Source organism: Citrobacter freundii complex sp. 2025EL-00176 (assembly GCF_053309355.1).
In genome coordinates, this window is record NZ_JBRYHT010000004.1 from 239,475 (window position 1) to 257,180 (window position 17,706).

General features: G+C 50.3%; 17 protein-coding genes. 10 read left to right on the top strand and 7 right to left on the bottom strand.

The features are described 5' to 3' along the window. Positions 1-8 precede the first annotated feature (8 nt). From ACVXHP_RS11700 to ACVXHP_RS11735, 8 genes are all read left to right on the top strand, one after another. Positions 9-2,141 carry a hybrid sensor histidine kinase/response regulator gene (locus ACVXHP_RS11700; protein ID WP_447571505.1) on the top strand — a complete coding sequence of 711 codons (2,133 nt, stop codon included), beginning with the start codon at positions 9-11 and terminating at the stop codon, positions 2,139-2,141. Between the two features lie 22 nt (positions 2,142-2,163). Further along, complete coding sequence (locus tag ACVXHP_RS11705; RefSeq protein WP_447571506.1) at positions 2,164-2,526, top strand: response regulator; 363 nt, start codon at positions 2,164-2,166, stop codon at positions 2,524-2,526. A gap of 13 nt (positions 2,527-2,539) precedes the next feature. Next, a complete protein-coding gene (locus tag ACVXHP_RS11710) occupies positions 2,540-4,216 on the top strand; it encodes a diguanylate cyclase (protein WP_316128737.1) in 1,677 nt (558 codons plus the stop codon). A gap of 11 nt (positions 4,217-4,227) precedes the next feature. After that, positions 4,228-4,752, top strand: coding sequence for a chemotaxis protein CheW (locus tag ACVXHP_RS11715; protein ID WP_316128738.1), 525 nt, complete (start codon positions 4,228-4,230; stop codon positions 4,750-4,752). Further along, positions 4,736-5,095 carry a hypothetical protein gene (locus ACVXHP_RS11720; RefSeq protein ID WP_447571507.1) on the top strand — a complete coding sequence of 120 codons (360 nt, stop codon included), beginning with the start codon at positions 4,736-4,738 and terminating at the stop codon, positions 5,093-5,095. Before ACVXHP_RS11715 ends, ACVXHP_RS11720 begins: the two co-directional genes overlap by 17 nt. 290 nt (positions 5,096-5,385) lie before the next feature. Next, positions 5,386-6,105, top strand: coding sequence for a nucleoside recognition domain-containing protein (locus tag ACVXHP_RS11725; protein WP_200009255.1), 720 nt, complete (start codon positions 5,386-5,388; stop codon positions 6,103-6,105). After that, positions 6,102-6,566 (top strand): YjiG family protein, encoded by a 465-nt coding sequence (locus ACVXHP_RS11730; protein ID WP_135324532.1) that lies wholly within the window; start codon positions 6,102-6,104, stop codon positions 6,564-6,566. The genes ACVXHP_RS11725 and ACVXHP_RS11730 overlap by 4 nt, the downstream gene beginning before the upstream one ends. 12 nt (positions 6,567-6,578) lie before the next feature. Then, the gene (locus ACVXHP_RS11735; RefSeq protein ID WP_316128740.1) at positions 6,579-7,691 is read left to right on the top strand and encodes a M20 family metallopeptidase; all 1,113 of its coding nucleotides are present in this window, start codon (positions 6,579-6,581) and stop codon (positions 7,689-7,691) included. Positions 7,692-7,785: 94 nt separating this feature from the next. On the opposite strand, the gene sitD is transcribed toward ACVXHP_RS11735, so the two are convergent. From sitD to ACVXHP_RS11765, 6 genes are all read right to left on the bottom strand, one after another. After that, positions 7,786-8,637: an iron/manganese ABC transporter permease subunit SitD gene (sitD, locus tag ACVXHP_RS11740; protein WP_447571508.1), complete on the bottom strand. Its 852-nt coding sequence runs from the start codon at positions 8,635-8,637 to the stop codon at positions 7,786-7,788. After that, positions 8,634-9,491, bottom strand: coding sequence for an iron/manganese ABC transporter permease subunit SitC (gene sitC / locus ACVXHP_RS11745; RefSeq protein WP_200009252.1), 858 nt, complete (start codon positions 9,489-9,491; stop codon positions 8,634-8,636). The genes sitD and sitC overlap by 4 nt, the downstream gene beginning before the upstream one ends. A 2-nt stretch (positions 9,492-9,493) precedes the next feature. Continuing rightward, positions 9,494-10,309, bottom strand: a complete 816-nt coding sequence (gene sitB, locus ACVXHP_RS11750; protein WP_447571509.1) for an iron/manganese ABC transporter ATP-binding protein SitB — start codon at positions 10,307-10,309, stop codon at positions 9,494-9,496. Then, positions 10,306-11,223, bottom strand: coding sequence for a metal ABC transporter substrate-binding protein (locus ACVXHP_RS11755; RefSeq protein ID WP_447571510.1), 918 nt, complete (start codon positions 11,221-11,223; stop codon positions 10,306-10,308). Before ACVXHP_RS11755 ends, sitB begins: the two co-directional genes overlap by 4 nt. Positions 11,224-11,404: 181 nt before the next feature. Further along, a complete protein-coding gene (locus tag ACVXHP_RS11760) occupies positions 11,405-12,178 on the bottom strand; it encodes a DUF4886 domain-containing protein (RefSeq protein ID WP_200009249.1) in 774 nt (257 codons plus the stop codon). 10 nt (positions 12,179-12,188) lie between these two features. After that, entirely contained in the window at positions 12,189-13,229 is a 1,041-nt protein-coding gene (locus ACVXHP_RS11765) for a porin (protein ID WP_200009248.1), read from the bottom strand. Between the two features lie 405 nt (positions 13,230-13,634). On the opposite strand from ACVXHP_RS11765, the gene ACVXHP_RS11770 reads away from it, so the two are divergent. Beyond that, positions 13,635-15,005: a class-II fumarase/aspartase family protein gene (locus ACVXHP_RS11770; RefSeq protein ID WP_304701454.1), complete on the top strand. Its 1,371-nt coding sequence runs from the start codon at positions 13,635-13,637 to the stop codon at positions 15,003-15,005. A gap of 38 nt (positions 15,006-15,043) precedes the next feature. Here ACVXHP_RS11770 and ACVXHP_RS11775 read toward each other — a convergent pair whose 3' ends face one another. Further along, positions 15,044-15,937 carry a MurR/RpiR family transcriptional regulator gene (locus tag ACVXHP_RS11775; protein ID WP_137371070.1) on the bottom strand — a complete coding sequence of 298 codons (894 nt, stop codon included), beginning with the start codon at positions 15,935-15,937 and terminating at the stop codon, positions 15,044-15,046. A gap of 353 nt (positions 15,938-16,290) precedes the next feature. Here ACVXHP_RS11775 and dcuC point away from each other — a divergent pair, with 353 nt between their 5' ends. Beyond that, positions 16,291-17,658, top strand: coding sequence for a C4-dicarboxylate transporter DcuC (gene dcuC / locus ACVXHP_RS11780; RefSeq protein ID WP_042310602.1), 1,368 nt, complete (start codon positions 16,291-16,293; stop codon positions 17,656-17,658). Positions 17,659-17,706: the final 48 nt, after the last annotated feature.

Below are 17,706 nucleotides of genomic sequence, written 5' to 3' on the forward strand. Positions count from 1 at the left end.
GAGCGATTATGGCTATCGATCTGAAAAAATTCGTTCTGCGCTTTATTGATGAAGGGAGAGGTCATTTGCAGACGATCAGCGAAGGGGCGTTTCTCCTCTCCGCTGATGAACATACTGAAGCCTGGATAGGTGAGATGTTTCGCGCCGCGCATACGCTGAAAGGGGGCGCGCGGATGCTGAAGCTGCAAAGTATCGCTGATGTCACTCATCATCTTGAAGATGTACTGAGTGAGCTACGTGATAACAAACTGACGCCAGACAGGGCGCTGGGTAATTTGATTCATGAGTCTGTGGAGTATCTCTCAGGCCAGTTGACCCAGCTTTTTGTCAGCGAAGGTGATAATCAGTTGCCGCCGGCGGATGCCGGGCTGTGCGAACGCCTGGCATCCGCCAGCCGGGGAGAGACGGTTACTCCGGCGCTGGAGTCGACAGCGGCTGCGGACAAACCTGGCGTTTCAGCTTCTGCGGCAGCCCCTTCCCTGGACTCCGGTATCAAGCAGGCCGATTTCGTACGAGTAAAGCTGAACAAGCTGGACGGCCTGATCGACATCCTGGGCGAAGTGCTCGCCGGGCATGATCGCCTTGAACAGCAGATCCAAAACCTGAGTCAGTTGGTACCGCGGCTACCGGGCCTGAGCGCCGAGCAGCTTCGCCAGCAGATCCATGATTTCAGCGCTCAGCTAAAAGAAAGCGTTCAGCTCCAGCATTTGCAGATGTTTGAACTGTACGATGTGGCGGCACGGATCCGCATGCTGCCGCTATCGACGCTGTTTGAGCCGATCTCACTACAGGTCAGTGAACTGGCGTCCACGCTGAACAAACAGGTGGTGTGTCGCTTCGTCGGCGGTGAAGTGGAAATCGACCGCCAGCTTATTGACAGGTTATCGGAATCCCTGACGCATTTGCTGCGTAACGCGGTCGATCACGGTATTGGCGAGATCGACGAACGCCTGGCGCTGGGTAAATCGACCCGCGGCACCATTACCATCACTACTCAGCAGGACGGCAGCGGAATATTACTGCGCATCGAAGATGACGGTCGCGGTCTGAACTATGAGGCCATCAGCGCGAAGGCGGTCAGTAAAGGCCTGGTTCCCGCATCAATGGCCGGGCAACTCTCTGAGCAGGAGTGTAATGAGCTGATTTTTCATCCCGGCTTTTCCACCAGCAAGATAGTCTCTGAGCTTTCAGGGCGCGGCGTGGGGCTCGATGTGGTACGCAAAACGGTGGTAACCGACCTGCAAGGTGATTTGCAGGTTTATAGCCGCCAGGGGGTTGGAACCAGCTTTAGCCTGCGTCTACCTGTCTCGCTCACGATGATGCGAATTATGCAATTTGAAGAACAGGGACACCTGTTCGGGCTGGCTGCGCAGTATGTGGTTGAGGTGGTGGAGTGTACTGCGCAGGGGATTAGCGATATCGCCGGACGACCGGCCATTATTTTGCATAACGAGTTTATTCCTGTGGTTTGCGCAGGCGCTCTGCTGGGCATTCACGATCGCCAGGGCAATCTCTCATCGGCGGGACAGCGGTTAATCATCGTGCAGAACCAGTACAGCAAAATGGCGCTGCGAGTGGATAAGCTGCTTGATGAACGCAAGATGATGATCAAACCCTTACCAAAACATATGCAGCAGCAGTCGCTGGTCTCCGGGATGGTACAGACGCCGGATAACCAACTGGTCAGCATCCTGCAAGTGCCTGCGCTGATGGCGATGGCGCAGCAGTCACGGCAAACCAGCGCCCCGGCGCCAGCGGCGAGCGTGGCGCAAGATGCCTGGCATGTGCTGGTGGTCGATGATTCCCTCAATACCCGCGAGATAGAAAAAAATGTGCTGGAGGCGCATGGCTATCAGGTCACGTTGGCTGAAGATGGGCTCTCAGGGCTGCAAAAAGCGAAACTGACCCAGTTTGATGCCGTACTGACGGATGTCGAAATGCCGTTTATGGATGGTTTTACCTTCACCAAATCGTTGCGCGCAGAGAAAAACTACCAGCACACGCCAATCATCATCGTGACGTCCCGCGCGAAGGAAGAAGACCGACGACGGGGGATTCAGGTAGGGGCTGACGCCTACATCGCCAAAGGCGATTTCGAGCAGGACAGTTTAATAAAAACATTAAAAATGCTTTTGTGCTGATGGCGCAAAATCGAGAGAGAAGATGCGAATTTTATTAGTTGATGATGATCTTTTTGCGGCTGAGCTGGCCTCTATTTTTTTGCAGATGGATGGCTACGATGTGGTGATTGTGGAAAGCGCTATTTCTGCCCTGGCATGTCTGGATTCGGATAAAAACATCGACCTGGTGATTAGCGATCTACATATGCCTGAGATCAGTGGTCTGGATTTGTTGGCGCTGTTGCGCGCTCAGGCTTGGTCTAAGCCATTCATTTTACTGAGTGCAAATGAAGTGACGACCAGCGATGTTCTTTACGACCGTTGGGTGAAAAAAGATGAAAACCTGGCGGAAAATCTGGGGGCGGCAGTAAATGCGCTTTTGCAACCGTCCGTCGTGACTGAATAAGCCTGGGCGTTTAATGAAACAAGAAAATAAGCACATAGCGATGGCGGCAGCGCAGGAAAAAATAGCGCGTCTGCGGCAGGGATTTTTACGTCGCATCCCCGATATGCTGGCACAGGCAGAAAGGTTGCTGGTTCAATTGGTTGCTGAACCCAGCGAAACCTGTCGTAAACAACTGCATATTCTGCTGCACAGTATTCACGGTTCGGCGGGATCGTTTGGTTTTAGCCTGCTGGCGAATGCCTCAGCAGAAGGTGAGCGTTTACTAACCGAATCGGAATCAGCACAAAGCATACTGCATTATGATGAGTTGCGGCGAATTATTCGCTGGTTATATACCCTCACCCAGGAGCAGCTCAATCTTGAGCATCGTATTAGCGATACGGAGTTCACATTGCCTGTCTCCTCGCAGCGCCCGGAAGAGGGATATGTCCGGCGGGCCAGCAAGCCTATCTACCTGTGTGATGATGACGTCGACCAGGTTGAGTTGCTCGCTACCCAGTTGCGCTGTTTCGGCTTTACCTGTCATGTGTTTGCCAATACTGAGGATTTTACACACGCCGTACTGGCACAGCCGCCAGCCGTTGTTATCATGGATGTCAGCTTCCCGGACAACGCCTACGGTGGACCGTTGACGATGGCGGATCTGAAGCAGAAAGTGGGCAAACCTTTCCCGGTACTGTTTCTCTCCTGCCACAGCGATTTTAACGCCCGTATCAACGCCATTAAATCCGGCTGCGATGGCTACTACGTGAAACCGGCTTCTATCACCGATTTAGTACAGGAACTACACCGCCTGACGCAGCCTTCGCTGAAAAAACCGTATCAGGTGCTGTTGATCGATGATGAGCCAGCGGTGGCGGAATACAACGCTGAAAGGCTGCGCATGGCGGGCATGGAGGTACATGTGCTGGAGAAACCTCACTATTTACTGCATGTGCTGAACGCGCAACCTATCGATCTGGTGCTGATGGACTACCATATGCCGGAATTTAGCGGTGAGGAGTTAACGAAGCTTATTCGTCAAATACCACAGCATATTGGCCTGCCGATCGCCTATCTCTCCAGCGAGACCAACAAGCATGCGCAGCTTGGGGCAATGAGCATTGGTGCGGAGGATTTTATTCTCAAACAGGCCGATCCTGAGGAACTCATCCGTGCGGTGTCTATCCGTGCCGAAAGAATGCGCGCCCTGCGTGCGCGTATGTCGCAGGACAGTCTGAGTGGGTTATATAACCACTCAACGACGACCCATTTTCTGAAAAGCGCGATTGCCGAGTCGAATTACAGCGGTAATCCGTTCTGCATGGTGATGGTGGATCTGGATCATTTCAAAAGTATTAACGACACCTACGGTCACGCGGTTGGCGACCAGGTTATTGTTGGCATTTCACAATTGTTTTCTCATCGCTTACGCAGCACCGATATCGTGGGGCGTTACGGTGGCGAAGAGTTTGTCATCATTATGCCCAATACCAGTAGCGAAAAGGCAGCACGGGTGGTCGAACGATTGCGCAGGGGCTATGAACAGGTCACCTTCGTCGTCAATGACGCCAGTTTTCACAGTACCTTTAGCGCAGGCATCGCACAGTGGCAGTTTGGCGATCGTGTTGAAACGCTGCGCGAACGCGCCGATCAGGCGCTGTATGCCGCGAAGCAAAATGGCCGTAACACCTTCTGCATTGCCGAGTAAAAGGAGAAATCATGAGCCAACAGCTGGAGCAAATTCTCGCGCTAAATCACGGTGAAAAGCCAGAGTGCGAAAACGTTGATGAGCCGCGGCGAACGCTGGTGCTTTTTCAACTGGCGGGGAAGAATTTTGCGTTCTATGGGGCGCAGATAAAAGAGATCCTCGCGGAGCGTCCTATATCCTGGGTTCCCTGCTGTGCGCCAATGCTTGAAGGCGTCATCAACTACCGTGGACGCGTAGAGTCAGTGATGAGGCTGGATAGTCTGATCGACAAACCAGCCGTTAACCCGGCGGGTAAACGTACTATCCTGATTGGTTGCGCCGAGAAAATGCAAAGCGGGATCCTGATCGACAAACTGATTGATGTGCTGGAAGTCGCCGAAAGCCAGATCCACTTGCCGGGAGACTCGCTGCCTCCGGCGCTGCAGACTATCGCCGTGGGTGTGGTTAACGTGGCGGAAACCTGGTTCACGCTGCTCGATCTGAATCTGGTTTTTGCGCGTTATCAGGAGACTAGCGGTTATGCCGACTCTCATTAATCTGGCTGCGGTGCGTATTACCCTCGGGACGCTCAATTTTTATATTCCGGCAAACCAGGTTGGGCGCTGTTCGCTGGTGACGCAGGTTGCGGCGGATATCCCGCGTTTTAGCCAGTGGTTGGGTATTGACGATGAGCCGCGACAGGGCAGACATTTGCATTTGTTTGTCCCGGATAGCGGGGTTGAGACCGGCTGGTACCTGTGGGGACAGTTGGAGAATGTGAACTTACCCAGTGATACCATTTTTGCCGTACCACCGCTTCTGGCGCGTAACTGCCATTTGCCTGCGCTACGTGCGCTGGTGGGCCGTGACGCGTTCAGTCCATTGCTGAGCTGGCGGTAGGCTAATTGTGTTGTAAACCTATTTCTCAGCGGCATGAAATATTTTAGCTGTAAATGTTTTTGTTTATCTTTTTTAATGCCGCTCACCTTCCTGTTGTGATATTTACGCTTCATTACATAAGTAATGATTAATTTAAATGTCAGCATGATGGCTTTAATTAAATAGCAAGCGCAGGCGCGTCACATTTTTAAATATTTCCATTTGGTTCGCGCCGTGGAAATGATTTAAATCACTTTATTTATTCTTTGTTTATTCAAAATGTCCGGGTGATTCTCCACGTTAACAAGGAAATGGATATGAGTTTACCCTCCCAGGATAATAAGGTAGGACCCGGGGCTTATTTTGCTCTGGCATTCGCCGCAGTATTTTTCTCTGGATTACTCGGCGGCAAAGAATGGTACGGTGTATTTGATTTCACTACGCTGAATGGCGCTTTTGGCAGGGTTGTCAGTAAAGCAAGTCTTGAAGGCGATACCTTGACGACAGCAACCAGCGCCTTTCGTGGTACCGGCGGTCATGGTGCTATGGATGGCTTTCTTTTCGCGTTGGGATTAATCCCCGCAGTAATGTTTGCCTTGGGCATGATTAACGTGCTGGAACACTACGGCGCGCTGCGTGCGGCGCGTCGCCTGTTGACGCCGTTATTACGTCCGCTGATGGGAATTCCTGGAAATACCGGTCTGGCGTTGATTGGCAGCTTGCAGAGTACGGACGTTGGCGCATCGCTCACCCGTAACCTGGCCGATGAAGGTGAAATTACAGAAAATGAAAAGGACATTTTTGCCATGTTCCAGTTTTCTGCCGGGGCCATGATTACTAACTTTTTCTCTTCCGGCGCAATCCTGTTCACCCTGATGGCCGTGGATGGTACCCCGGCGGTACCCGCATCCATTGGCGCGTGCGTGGCCGTGATGTTCATCATGAAAATTGTTGGCGCCAACATGATGCGCCTGATCCTGACTTTCACCACTAAAAAAGCCCAATCCACTGTTCCGGGAGAAGCATCATGAGTGCGCCAACCTCTAATCCTGTTATTACCGATGTATTTGTTGAAGGTGCGCGTAAAGGCTGGAACATCGCCACCACCAGCACGCTGCCAAACGTGGTGATGGCCTTTATCATCATCAAAGCGCTGGAGATCACCGGGGCGTTGAAAGGGCTTGGTATGGTATTCGCTCCGCTGATGGGACTTTTTGGCCTGCCAGGTGAAGCCGCAGCGGTACTGATTGGCGGCTGGATGTCGATGGGCGGAGGTATTGGCGTTGCGATTGGTCTGTTTGATAAAGGCATTCTGACCGGTGAACACCTGGCTATTCTGGCGCCGGCCATTTATCTGATGGGCTCCCAGGTGCAATACCTGGGACGTATTCTGGGGGTTATTGGCACCAGCGCCAAACGTATTCCCCTGATGATTGTTATCTCCGTTTTAAACGCTTTTTTAGCGATGCTGCTGATGCGCATTATTCTCTGATAAGGAAATACCATGGATTTGGAAAAATACATTGCTGAACTGCAAACGCTGGTCAACGTCGACTGTGGAACACAAACGGTCGCGGGGGTTGCCCAGGTTGCCGCGGTGGTACGTGAACTCTGGCAGCAGGAAGGCTGGCAAACGGAGCTGGTTGATTTAGGCAGTGCGGTGGGCCCGGCCTTGCTGGTGACCAATAAGCCCCAGGCGACGCAGTATGATGTACTGCTGGTAGGCCATCTGGATACCGTTTTCCCGGCGGGAACCGTGGCTGAACGTCCAATGAGCCGTGATGAAAACCGTCTTTACGGGCCGGGCGTTTCCGATATGAAAAGCGGTTTATTGAATATCCTCTGGGCGATGCGCACATTGCCAGTGGAGCATTTACAACGTTTATCTATCGCGGTGGCGATGAATCCGGATGAAGAGACCGGCAGCGTTCACTCCAGTATGTGGATTAGCGAACTGGCGAAGCGGTCGCGTTGTGTGCTGGTTTGTGAAGCTGCCCGGGCTGACGGCTCGCTGGTGAAAGCGCGAAAAGGGGTCGGCGGCTATCAATTGACGTTTGACGGCGTGGCGGCGCATGCCGGGAATGAACCAGAAAAAGGGCGTTCTGCCATTACCGCTTTTGCCAACAGTGTGCTGGCCATTAACGCATTGACCGATATGACCCGCGGAACCACGCTAAACGTCGGTGTGGTGCAGGGGGGCAGTGCGGCGAACGTCGTGGCTGCAAAGCTACACGCGGAACTGGATGTGCGTTTTTGGGAAAACGAAGAGTATGAGCGCGTGCACAAGTCGCTACAATCTCTGTGTCAGCAAGGTTTCCTTGATGGCGTAACCACCACGCTGACCCGTGTAAGTCATAAACCCGCGATGGCGGCGAGTGAAGAGACACAACGCCTGATGGCGCTGGTTGAACGGGCCGGGAAAGAAGAGGGCATTTCGGTTACCTGGCAGGCCGTGGGTGGTGGCAGCGATGCCAACCTGACGGCGGCGTTAGGTATTCCAACGCTGGACGGGCTGGGACCTGTCGGTGCAGGTTTTCACAGTGCCGATGAGTGGCTTGATATTGCATCAATTGAACCGCGGATCCGTTTATTAAATCGCATTATCACAATGTTGTAGTTTACGGAGAATATAGCCTCCTGCGGGAGGCTATATTCATGGCTGGGATATCTGTCGATGTCATAATATTAGCGAGCATACTATTAAGCGTTATTTATATATCATGCCGCAGCAGCTGTTTCTCTAAACGACGATCGCGCAGCGTTGAATAAATAAAGGTAATCACAAACAGCAGCGAAAATAATACGACGATGGTGGGAGCCGGCGCGCTGTCGATGAAAAATGACAGATACACGCCCAGAAATGAGGTTATGGCCGAGATGACTACCGCCAACAATAAGGCATGGAAAAATTTCCGTGTCATTAATATCGCGATGGCGCCAGGTGCAATTAGCAAGGAAATCGACAAAATAATGCCTACCGATTTCAGCGTGGCGACGATCGTCAGGGCAATCATACACAACAGACCATAATGCAGCAGCGTCGTGTTAAGACCGCTGGCCTTTGCCTGATGCGGATCGAAGGCGTGCAGTAGCAGATCTTTCCACTTGAGCCCGATGATAAGCGCAATCCCCAGCGTGATAACCGAGGTTTGCACAATATCACTAAACGATACGCCCAGCATATCACCGAACAGAATATGATCGAGATGGACCTCCGACTGGATCGAAACGTACAGCACCAGGCCCGCGCCAAACATACCGGAAAAGACGATCCCCATCAGGGTATCACGCTTAATCCGGCTATTGTCGTCGAGATAGCCCGTCGCCACCGCGCAAAACAGTCCGGCGATAAACGCGCCAATCGCCAGTGGAAGACCCGCCATCCATGCCAGCACGATTCCGGGAAATACCGCGTGGCTCATGGCATCGCCCATCAGCGCCCAGCCTTTAAGCACCAAAAAAACAGACAGCAATGCGCAGGGAACGGCGACAATGGTAGAGATGACCAGCGCATTGACCATAAAACTGAACTGAAAGGGTTCCAGCAGCGTTGTGAAGATCATACGGACTCCTTGTTCACCTGGCGGGCGCGGCGGCGATTCGCCAGCAGGCCGTGTTTTGGCGCAAAGACAAATGCCAGCAGGAACAGCAGCGTTTGCAGAACCACAATGATTCCGCCGGTTGCGCCGTCCAGCCAATAGCTCAGCCAGGCGCCAAAAAAGCTGGTCAGGCTGCCGATAGCGACGGCGATAGCGAGTAGACGCGGAAAACGATCGGTCAGCAGCCAGGCGGTGGCACCGGGTGTGACCACCAGACAAATCACCAGAAATGCGCCGACTGTTTGCAGAGCGGCAACCGTGGAAACGGAGAGCAGCGTAAAAAATAACAGCTTTAGCCGCCCAGGATTCAGACCGATGGAGCGGGCGTGGTTTTCATCAAAAAAAACCACCATCAAATCTTTCCACTTCAACAACAGAATAGTCAGCGAAATAACGCCGATGATAGCCAGTTGCACAATGTCTTCCGGTGCAATCGCCAGCACGTTGCCCAGAATAATGGTCTGGATGTTTACCGACATCGGATTGAGCGACACCATAAACAGTCCGATACCGAAAAAAGAGGAAAAAATCAGTCCGATTATCGCATCTTCCTTCAGGCGCGAACGCTGATTGAGAAACAGCATGCTGCCCGCTGCCAGTCCACCGGAAAGAAATGCGCCAAGCGCGAAGGGAAGCCCTAACATATAAGCGCCAGCAACGCCCGGAACGATAGAGTGCGACAGCGCATCGCCAATCAGCGACCAACCTTTGAGCATCAGATAGCAGGAGAGAAACGCACACAGGCCGCCGACCATTGCCGACACCCACATCGCGTTGAGCATGTACTGGTAACCAAACGGTTCTGTCAGCCAGTTCATGATTATTCCCCCTCGTTGGCCGCGCGTCGCGAAATAAACGGGCGTTCATCATCGGTAATCACATGTTGCTCACCGCCGCTCAGCGCCACATGGCGCAGAACGCCGCTGAATGCCTGCTCGAGATTCTCAGTGGTAAAGGTGGTTTCGGTCGGGCCGCTTGCCAGCACCGTACCTTTAATCATTACCGTGTAATCACAAAACTCGGTAACGGATCCCAGATTATGGGTCGAGACCAGCATGGTCCGCCCCTCATCGCGCAGTTCGCGTAGCAGATCGATGATGCGCGCCTCGGTTTTCACATCCACGCCGGTGAAGGGTTCATCCAGCAAAATCACCTGTCCATCTTGTGCGATGGCTCTTGCCAGAAAAACGCGTTTTTTCTGCCCGCCAGACAGTTCACCTATCTGGCGATGGCGATAATCCAGCATATCGACCCGTGCCAGCGCCGCATCAACACTGGCGTGGTCGATCGGTTTTGGACGACGCAGCCAGCCCATATGGCCAAAGCGCCCCATCATTACCACATCCTCCACCAGTACCGGAAACGACCAGTCCACCTCTTCCGACTGAGGGACATAGGCAAGCAGATTCTGTTTTAACGCCTTGCTGACTGGCTGTTGCAGAATAGATATTTCCCCCTGAGCCAGGCGAACAAAACCCATCAGCGCTTTAAAAAGCGTTGATTTTCCCGAACCGTTTACGCCAACCAGAGCGGCAATTGAGCCGCCCGGAACCTGAAAAGTGGCGTCCCGCAATGCGGTGTGACCGTTGCGATACGTCACCGTAACCTGATTTACGGTAATCGCAGAGTGACTCATGGTTGGCTCTCCAGACCTTCGTTGATGCCGTTAACAATGGTTTGCGTGGTAACGCGCAGTAAATCCAGATAAGTCGGTACCGGACCGTCGGCAGCGCTAAGCGAATCGACATACAGTACGCCGCCGTAATGCGCACCGGACTCACGGGCGACCTGACGCGCGGGCTTATCGGAGACAGTGCTTTCGCTAAATACCGTTGGGATCCGCTGCTCCCTGATCGTGTCGATCACTTTACGTACCTGTTTGGGGGTGCCTTGCTGATCGGCATTGATTGGCCACAGATACAACTCTTTCAGGCCGTTATCGCGTGCCAGATAAGAAAATGCACCTTCACTGGTGACCAGCCAGCGTTTATCGGCAGGGAGCTTTGCCAGTTCAGCATGCAGTGGCGCCAGCGTCTGCTGGATTTTGGCCTTATAACTTTCCGCATTTTTTTGGTAGGTTGCGGCATTCTGCGGATCGTATTTCATCAGCGCGTCGAGAATATTATCTACGTAGATCAGCGCATTTTCTGCCGACATCCAGGCATGCGGATTGGGTTTGCCATTGTACGGCCCTTCGCTGATGCTCATCGGCTGAATGCCGTTGGATACCATTACTTCTGGTACGCCGGATAAATGTTGGTAGAAACGGGCAAACCACAGCTCGAGGTTGAGTCCGTTCGAGAGGATAAGCTGTGCGCCTTGCGCCCGCTTAATATCGCCCGGCGTGGGTTGATATTCGTGAATTTCTGCCCCAGGTTTGGTGATAGATCTGACGTCCGCGGCGTCACCTGCTACGTTGCTTGCCATGTCCGCAATCACCGTAAAGGTGGTTATTACTTTAAACTTTTCTTGTGCCCATGCGGGTGACAGCGTCAGTGCCGTCAACGCGCTGGCAAGGAGAAATGACTTCAGATGGGGCAGCTGCGGCATAGTATCCCTCACAATAAGGTGGTTAATTTCTCATCGAATATAGCCTTTGCTATGTTATATAGCACAAGGTATAAACAAATGAAAATAATTCTTATTTGCGTAGGGCGCTAAGGAATAGACGGGGATAATGCGTTTCACGCCGACAGAATTGCCGGCGTGTAGGGAACGAATACCTTGGTGATTACGGCTTCTGAAACTCAGTGACGGTTTCCCATGCCACCTGCTGTAACGCTTTGGCGGTGGCAGGGGTCATGTCCGTATCGACCGGAAGCGCGCCGCCGACCGGAGACTGGTTATACAGGGTAGCGAAAAATACGCAGGCTGCGAGATACGTTCCAGAAATCGAAGGGTGTACACCATCATGATAATACAGGTTTATTTCAGGATGAGTTTTGCGCGCTTTCTCGAAAGCCAGACCTACCGGAGCGACATATCCTCCCGTTTTTTGCGCAATGGAGATATAAGCATCCGCCAGTTTTTGGCTATCTTCGGGTTTAGCTTTCTTCGCCCAGGTCATGAAATAGACGACTTTTGCACCTGCTTTATGCGCCATTTCGGCCATTTGGGTTGCTGAGTCAACGAAGTTTTGTCGGGTACTTTCTTTCTTTGAGATCGTTTCAGTGGAGTTCCCCTGCAATACCACCACATCCCATTTCTGTAGCGTGTTCTGATAGCGCATATTCTCAATTTGCCAGCCTAAATGACCGCTGGAAATCGTGATCCCCCGATACTTATAGCCTTTGGCATGGTCAGGCAGTAAAGACTGCGTCAAATCCCGTAATCGGGTGTTGATATTATTGTTATAGAACGTGAACGAGTTACCATAAAGCGCGACGATTTTATTCTCGCCATCCATTTTGGCATGAGCGGAAGGCGCTAATAACGTATCCGCATGAGCGCAGATACTGCTCAGTGCAAGGGCCATTGCAGCGGTAAGCAAAGTTATCTTTTTCATTGGTTATCTCTTAGAAATCATAACGGAGTCCAACGATGAGTGCATCATCATTGGTTTTTTTGTTCTTACTGGCGAATTCTTTATCGTAAGTAAATGATAACCACGTATCCTCAGCCAATGTTAATTGCGCTTCAGCACGCCAGTCTTCTTTTTCTGCGATATCTTTACCATCTTCATTTAAAAAACTATATCCAGTGAGAACCTTGACGGTGCCAAAGTTGTAGGAAATAAGTGAGTCCATCCCTTTATAATTATTATCGCTTTTGTTATCACGAGAAATAGAAGTACGTAACGCGGTTACCGCGACTTCATAGGCTTTATAGTTGAGTTGTAACCCTCCCATAATTTGATCGTTTTGATTACGCCCATCGGTGGTCACTACGCCATCCTGTCGTTTGTAACGACTGGCCGCAATCGCCGGTATAATTCTAAAGTCGCCAAATTTGAACGATTTACGATAGCTGGCCATCGCGCCATAATCGAGGGCTTCGTTATCGCTGTTGCCATTACCGGAGACCCATGCCAGCTGAATTTCGTTACCGGCAAATTTGGCGTTCCACTGTACGGTGCCGTCCTGTCGGTTGAACTGGTACGAATCATCAATGGTTGTAATGCCATAGCTGTAGATATTAGGCGTAAAGTTTTTGTATTTATCGGTCATTTTCATAACCTGATACAACGGGTTTTTGGTTCTCCCGGTGATCAATTCACCCCATGTTTTATTCGACAGACCGACATAGGAATAGCGGGCTTCCATATCGCTTTCACCGGTATTGTTATCATTTTTTTCTGTGCGCACTTGCCATTCCAGACGCCCGACGATTTTGGTATCTGGCAGAAGATCCAGATCTCGGGTGAGATAAATACCTACACGTCCACCCAAATCGCTTCGGCTTTCACTGCCGGCAAATGAATTCTGACCACTCGCAATTTTACCCTCAACACGTCCATAGATATCCAGAGTATTTCCATCTTTATTATAGACATTTAAGGCGAACGCCGAGGAACTCATACCCATTAGTAATATTAGTGAATAATTTCTTAGCTTCATGTCATCCCTCAACCAGAATTAGTTTCCTGACCATAAAAATAAAGTTCACAGCAGGATTATTGTTTGTTAAAAAGGAATGTCGGCGATATGGGAAAGGATTTTTCTCGTAATTAAATGTGATTATTCACGCATAAATATCGTTTTTTCTCTGTTGTATTAATGGTTCTAATATTTAATGGCCAATTTTTAGCGAGTATTAAGCATGGTTTTGCTGGAATGTAAAAATTACTGTGAAGTACATCCCATTTCTACTGGGTGGAAAAACTGAAAATGGGAATATTGCATTCTCATGGCTGCTTTTGCTGTGGGAATCCTATTTTCCCCTACAATTTGGAAGACAGATCCCGCAAAATTGATTAATCACATTTTCGATTATAACGCATTCATTGGCCGGAGAGGCGCTGTATGTTCGGTAAGCAAACAACGGTATTTGATTCTGATCTTTATTCATCATTGTTCACCCACGAGCGGATGCGGGAAATATGGTCTGACGACAATCTGCTGCGTTGTTGGCTGCGTTTTGAGGTCACTGTTGCACGCATTCAAAGTGAGTTAGGGATTATCCCCGAGAGGGCGGCAACTGAAATTGCGCAAGCCTGCCAGGAAATACAGATAGACTGGCCGACTCTGGCAAAGGAAACACAAACGGTTGGTATGGCGATAAAACCGTTAATCGATCAGATCTCTGCCTTCGGTACGCCGTTGGTAAGCCAGTTCCTGCATTGGGGGTGCACCACTCAGGACTTGCTGGATTCAGGTATGGCGATGAGATTGCAGCAAACGCTGCAACTGCTGCGCCAGCAATTGCTTGATGTCGGGGAAGCGATGAAAGCGATGGCGATACGTCACACCCGTACGGTAATGGTTGCGCGCACCAATTCGGTGGATGCCTCTGCGACAACCTGGGGGCTTCATGTGTGCAGTTATCTGACAGAGATTAACCGCCACCTGGCAAGACTCCAGCAGTTGTATCCACGCGCGGTGACCGGACTCTTTGGTGGTGCGGTAGGCAATCTGGCTTCCGTGGGTGAGCAGGGTATGGAAACCCGTGAACGACTGATGCTGGCGCTGGGTCTGAACGTGCCCTGCGGTATTAATAATGCCAGTCAGGACGCGGTTGTTGAAGTTGTACAGTTTTTTGCGCTTGTTCATGGCACGCTGTGTCGACTGGCTAACGATGTTGAAACCATGGGGCGCACGCCGATCGCTGAAGTGTTTGAAGGCGAAGGCGGTGGCGGGTCAAGTACGATGCCGCACAAAGTCAATCCACGCGCCAGTAACATGATGCAAACGCTGGCCAGAATGGGCTGGATGTATGCTTCCGGTGCGCCGGCCATGTTGGATCAACAGGATGTGCGAGCCGCCTCTATGAGGGTTCTGAACTGGACGATCCTTCCGGAGGCATCGAATGCCTTATCGACCAGCCTGACACGTGCAAAAAATCTGCTTTCGCACCTCATCATTAATGAAGAGAAGATGCGTGCTAATTTTGACTGCTCGAAACACTTTATTATGTCGGAATCGCTGACGATGAAACTTGCCGCCAAAATTGGCAGAGAGTCAGCCTATAACTTACTGAAAAAACTTCTGAAGAATGCAACTGGTGAGCAGAACTTCATGGAGGTTGTGCTGGCAAGCCCGGAAATCCGCACGTCTCTGTCTGTGGCGGAAATTACCGCCGCCTGCGAACCGCTATCATATATTGGGGCTAATGATGCGCTAATTGCTGAAACGATAGCTGAGTTCGAACGCGTGAAAACGGTAGAGATTGCCTGATTTGCCATGCTGCCGGGAGGGGTACTCTCCTGGCGGCGCTAAGTGTTATGGGCTGATGCCGAAAAAGTTTCAAAAAAGACGAATAACTCCTCCAGTTGGGCAAAATTCCCCTCGTTATCACCTTTCTCATAAGCCAGATGCAAAATGAGTTCGATAAAAAAGAAGCCGAGAATACGGCTTTGGAAAATGGATTGCACGTCACTGGGAAGAACAAACTGCAGATCGCAGAATTTACCGTAAGGGTTCGCTTCTGAATTGGTAACCAGTACCACGACGGCATTCTTTTTTCTGAACCACTTTGCAATATTAAGGGCGACCCGATTAAATCGATAGTAGGAGAAGACAATCAGTACGTCCTTCTCCTCAATATTGATAAGACATTTGGGAAGTTCGCTGATGTCTGTCGGTAACAGTGTGATATCGCTGCGAAAGTATTTTAGCAGGGTACAAAAATGTGTCGCCATTGCATGAGAAGATGAAGGGCCGACAACATAAATATGCCGTTGATTGTTCAGTACCAGATCGATAAAAGCATTCAGGCTTTCAATATCGATATTATTTTTAAATTGATTAAATAATTCTGATACTTTACATGTGAAATCAGTAACGATACTTTCTGTGGTAATGCTGGGGTTGTTACGCAGTTTCGTATTTTTCTCAAAAGGTGCAGAAATTTTATTTTTTGATAATGTAATGTCTAATGCTTTACGGAAAGCAGCGTAACCTGTAAAACCAATTTTATTTAAGAATCGGCCAATGGTCGCTTTGCTTACCATCGCATTTTGTGAAAGGTCCACAATGCCATGATAGGGGAGTTCATTAAAGTGTTTATTAATGTACTCATTAAGTCGGCACTCAGATTCAGTTAGATCACCCATATTAAGAGTGAGTGAGTTATACTCATCCAGACTTAATGTGTTTTTCTTGTACATGGATAACACCCGATGGCTGTTGTATATCAACGTTGTTATAGGATAATACGCTTTCGACGTCAATCATAGAATGAATATGTTGGATACCCGCATCCAGCCTTTTCTGGGGAAGGTGACTGCATTCAGATGAGTTGCGATCTTACTCACAAAAAGGGGTGGGAAAACACCTTTCCCGTATTTTACAACCACACAACCCATTACAATTAAAACTCAATATTTGAGTAGGTAATACGATAAATTTACGTACATATTATAGCTGCTTATATATAGGGGTGATTCTTTACTATCCTACATAAGTTATGATGATATGACAGGTAACCCTACCCGATTTATATGGCATAGGAATTGTTATTATGACGGCGTTTATTATAGCAATAGTGATAACAGTTATTGCTGCATGGTTAATTGTGAAAAATTATCAGCCGCAAACTGTTTTATTACTCGCTGGACTGGCATTATTGACCATTACCGTACTGTTTTATCCAGAAAACAGTATTCTGTATGATAAAGCGAAATCCACGGGGTCAACCTGGCTGGATATCTTTAGCTTTGCAAAAGAATCGCTTACCACACAAATTGCGGGTATTGGTCTCATCATTATGGCTGCGGGTGGATTCGCCAGCTATATGGATCACATTAAAGCGTCGAATGCGATGGTCAATATGTGTATTCGGCCGCTGCAGGTGATTAAAGCGCCTTACTTAATCCTTGCGTTAGGGTATATCTGTGCCCAGCTTCTGCATGTGGCAATTTCAAGTGCAGCGGGCCTGGCGATGCTGCTACTGGTGACATTCTTCCCGGTTCTGGTTCGCCTTGGGGTGAGTAAAGCCTCCGCGGCCGCGATGATTGGTCTCTGCGCGTTTATGGACTTAGGACCCGCGGTAGGTACGGCCAATCTGGCGGCGAAGCATGCCGGAATGGAAAGTGCTATCTACTTTGCCCATTATCAGATGCCGGTGGCGGTGGTGGTGATGCTGGCTGTGGCGGTGGTGATTTACTTCACCGCGAAGTATTTCGACAAAAAAGATGGCTTCGTACCCGGCGCGCAAAGCGTGGTTGAGGCTGAAGAAGAAGGGCGTAAGGTTCCTGCTATTTACGCGCTGTTGCCGGTTCTGCCTGTGGTACTGGTGTTGGTCTTTAGCCCGCTGGTGATCAAATCTATCAAAATTGATGTGGTTACTGCGATGATTCTTGGCGCAGTTGTCGCTTTTTTCTTCGAACTGGCGACTACGCGTGATTTCAAAAGCTGCTGTAAAGGGATACAGGTCTTTTTCAAAGGCATGGGCAGTATGTTTACCAGCATCGTTTCTTTGCTGGTATGTGCAGATATTTATGCTCAGGGGCTGCAGAAAATTGGTGCGGTAGATTATCTGTTGCAGTCCGTACAAAACGCCGGTCTGGGCTTTACCAGCATGACGCTGGTGATGACCGCCCTGGTGGGGATCACCGCTGTGCTGACCGGATCTGGCGTTGCAGCCTTTTTCTCTTTCTCCGGACTGGCGCCTTCAATTGCGGCAAAATTTGGTGAAAGCGCCGTCAATATGATTCTGCCTATGCAACTGATGGCGGGTATGGGGCGCTCTATGTCTCCAGTGGCTGGCATCATTATTGCGGTGAGTAAAGCGGGTGAATGTTCACCATTTATGATCGTCAGAAGAACCCTGCTTCCTGCGCTGGCAGGTATCGCAGCGATGCTGATAGCCAACTATGTCCTGATTTGAATACCGAGAGCCTGGTAACACAGGCTCTTATTTTTTATCTGGTTGCAA

Excerpts from the sequence above, each read along its gene's own strand:
- ACVXHP_RS11700 (WP_447571505.1), top strand. The coding sequence starts at position 9 with ATGGCTATCGATCTGAAAAAATTCGTTCTGCGCTTTATTGATGAAGGG.
- ACVXHP_RS11705 (WP_447571506.1), top strand. The coding sequence starts at position 2,164 with ATGCGAATTTTATTAGTTGATGATGATCTTTTTGCGGCTGAGCTGGCC.
- ACVXHP_RS11710 (WP_316128737.1), top strand. The coding sequence starts at position 2,540 with ATGAAACAAGAAAATAAGCACATAGCGATGGCGGCAGCGCAGGAAAAA.
- ACVXHP_RS11715 (WP_316128738.1), top strand. The coding sequence starts at position 4,228 with ATGAGCCAACAGCTGGAGCAAATTCTCGCGCTAAATCACGGTGAAAAG.
- ACVXHP_RS11720 (WP_447571507.1), top strand. The coding sequence starts at position 4,736 with ATGCCGACTCTCATTAATCTGGCTGCGGTGCGTATTACCCTCGGGACG.
- ACVXHP_RS11725 (WP_200009255.1), top strand. The coding sequence starts at position 5,386 with ATGGATATGAGTTTACCCTCCCAGGATAATAAGGTAGGACCCGGGGCT.
- ACVXHP_RS11730 (WP_135324532.1), top strand. The coding sequence starts at position 6,102 with ATGAGTGCGCCAACCTCTAATCCTGTTATTACCGATGTATTTGTTGAA.
- ACVXHP_RS11735 (WP_316128740.1), top strand. The coding sequence starts at position 6,579 with ATGGATTTGGAAAAATACATTGCTGAACTGCAAACGCTGGTCAACGTC.
- sitD (WP_447571508.1), bottom strand. The coding sequence starts at position 8,637 with ATGATCTTCACAACGCTGCTGGAACCCTTTCAGTTCAGTTTTATGGTC.
- sitC (WP_200009252.1), bottom strand. The coding sequence starts at position 9,491 with ATGAACTGGCTGACAGAACCGTTTGGTTACCAGTACATGCTCAACGCG.
- sitB (WP_447571509.1), bottom strand. The coding sequence starts at position 10,309 with ATGAGTCACTCTGCGATTACCGTAAATCAGGTTACGGTGACGTATCGC.
- ACVXHP_RS11755 (WP_447571510.1), bottom strand. The coding sequence starts at position 11,223 with ATGCCGCAGCTGCCCCATCTGAAGTCATTTCTCCTTGCCAGCGCGTTG.
- ACVXHP_RS11760 (WP_200009249.1), bottom strand. The coding sequence starts at position 12,178 with ATGAAAAAGATAACTTTGCTTACCGCTGCAATGGCCCTTGCACTGAGC.
- ACVXHP_RS11765 (WP_200009248.1), bottom strand. The coding sequence starts at position 13,229 with ATGAAGCTAAGAAATTATTCACTAATATTACTAATGGGTATGAGTTCC.
- ACVXHP_RS11770 (WP_304701454.1), top strand. The coding sequence starts at position 13,635 with ATGTTCGGTAAGCAAACAACGGTATTTGATTCTGATCTTTATTCATCA.
- ACVXHP_RS11775 (WP_137371070.1), bottom strand. The coding sequence starts at position 15,937 with ATGTACAAGAAAAACACATTAAGTCTGGATGAGTATAACTCACTCACT.
- dcuC (WP_042310602.1), top strand. The coding sequence starts at position 16,291 with ATGACGGCGTTTATTATAGCAATAGTGATAACAGTTATTGCTGCATGG.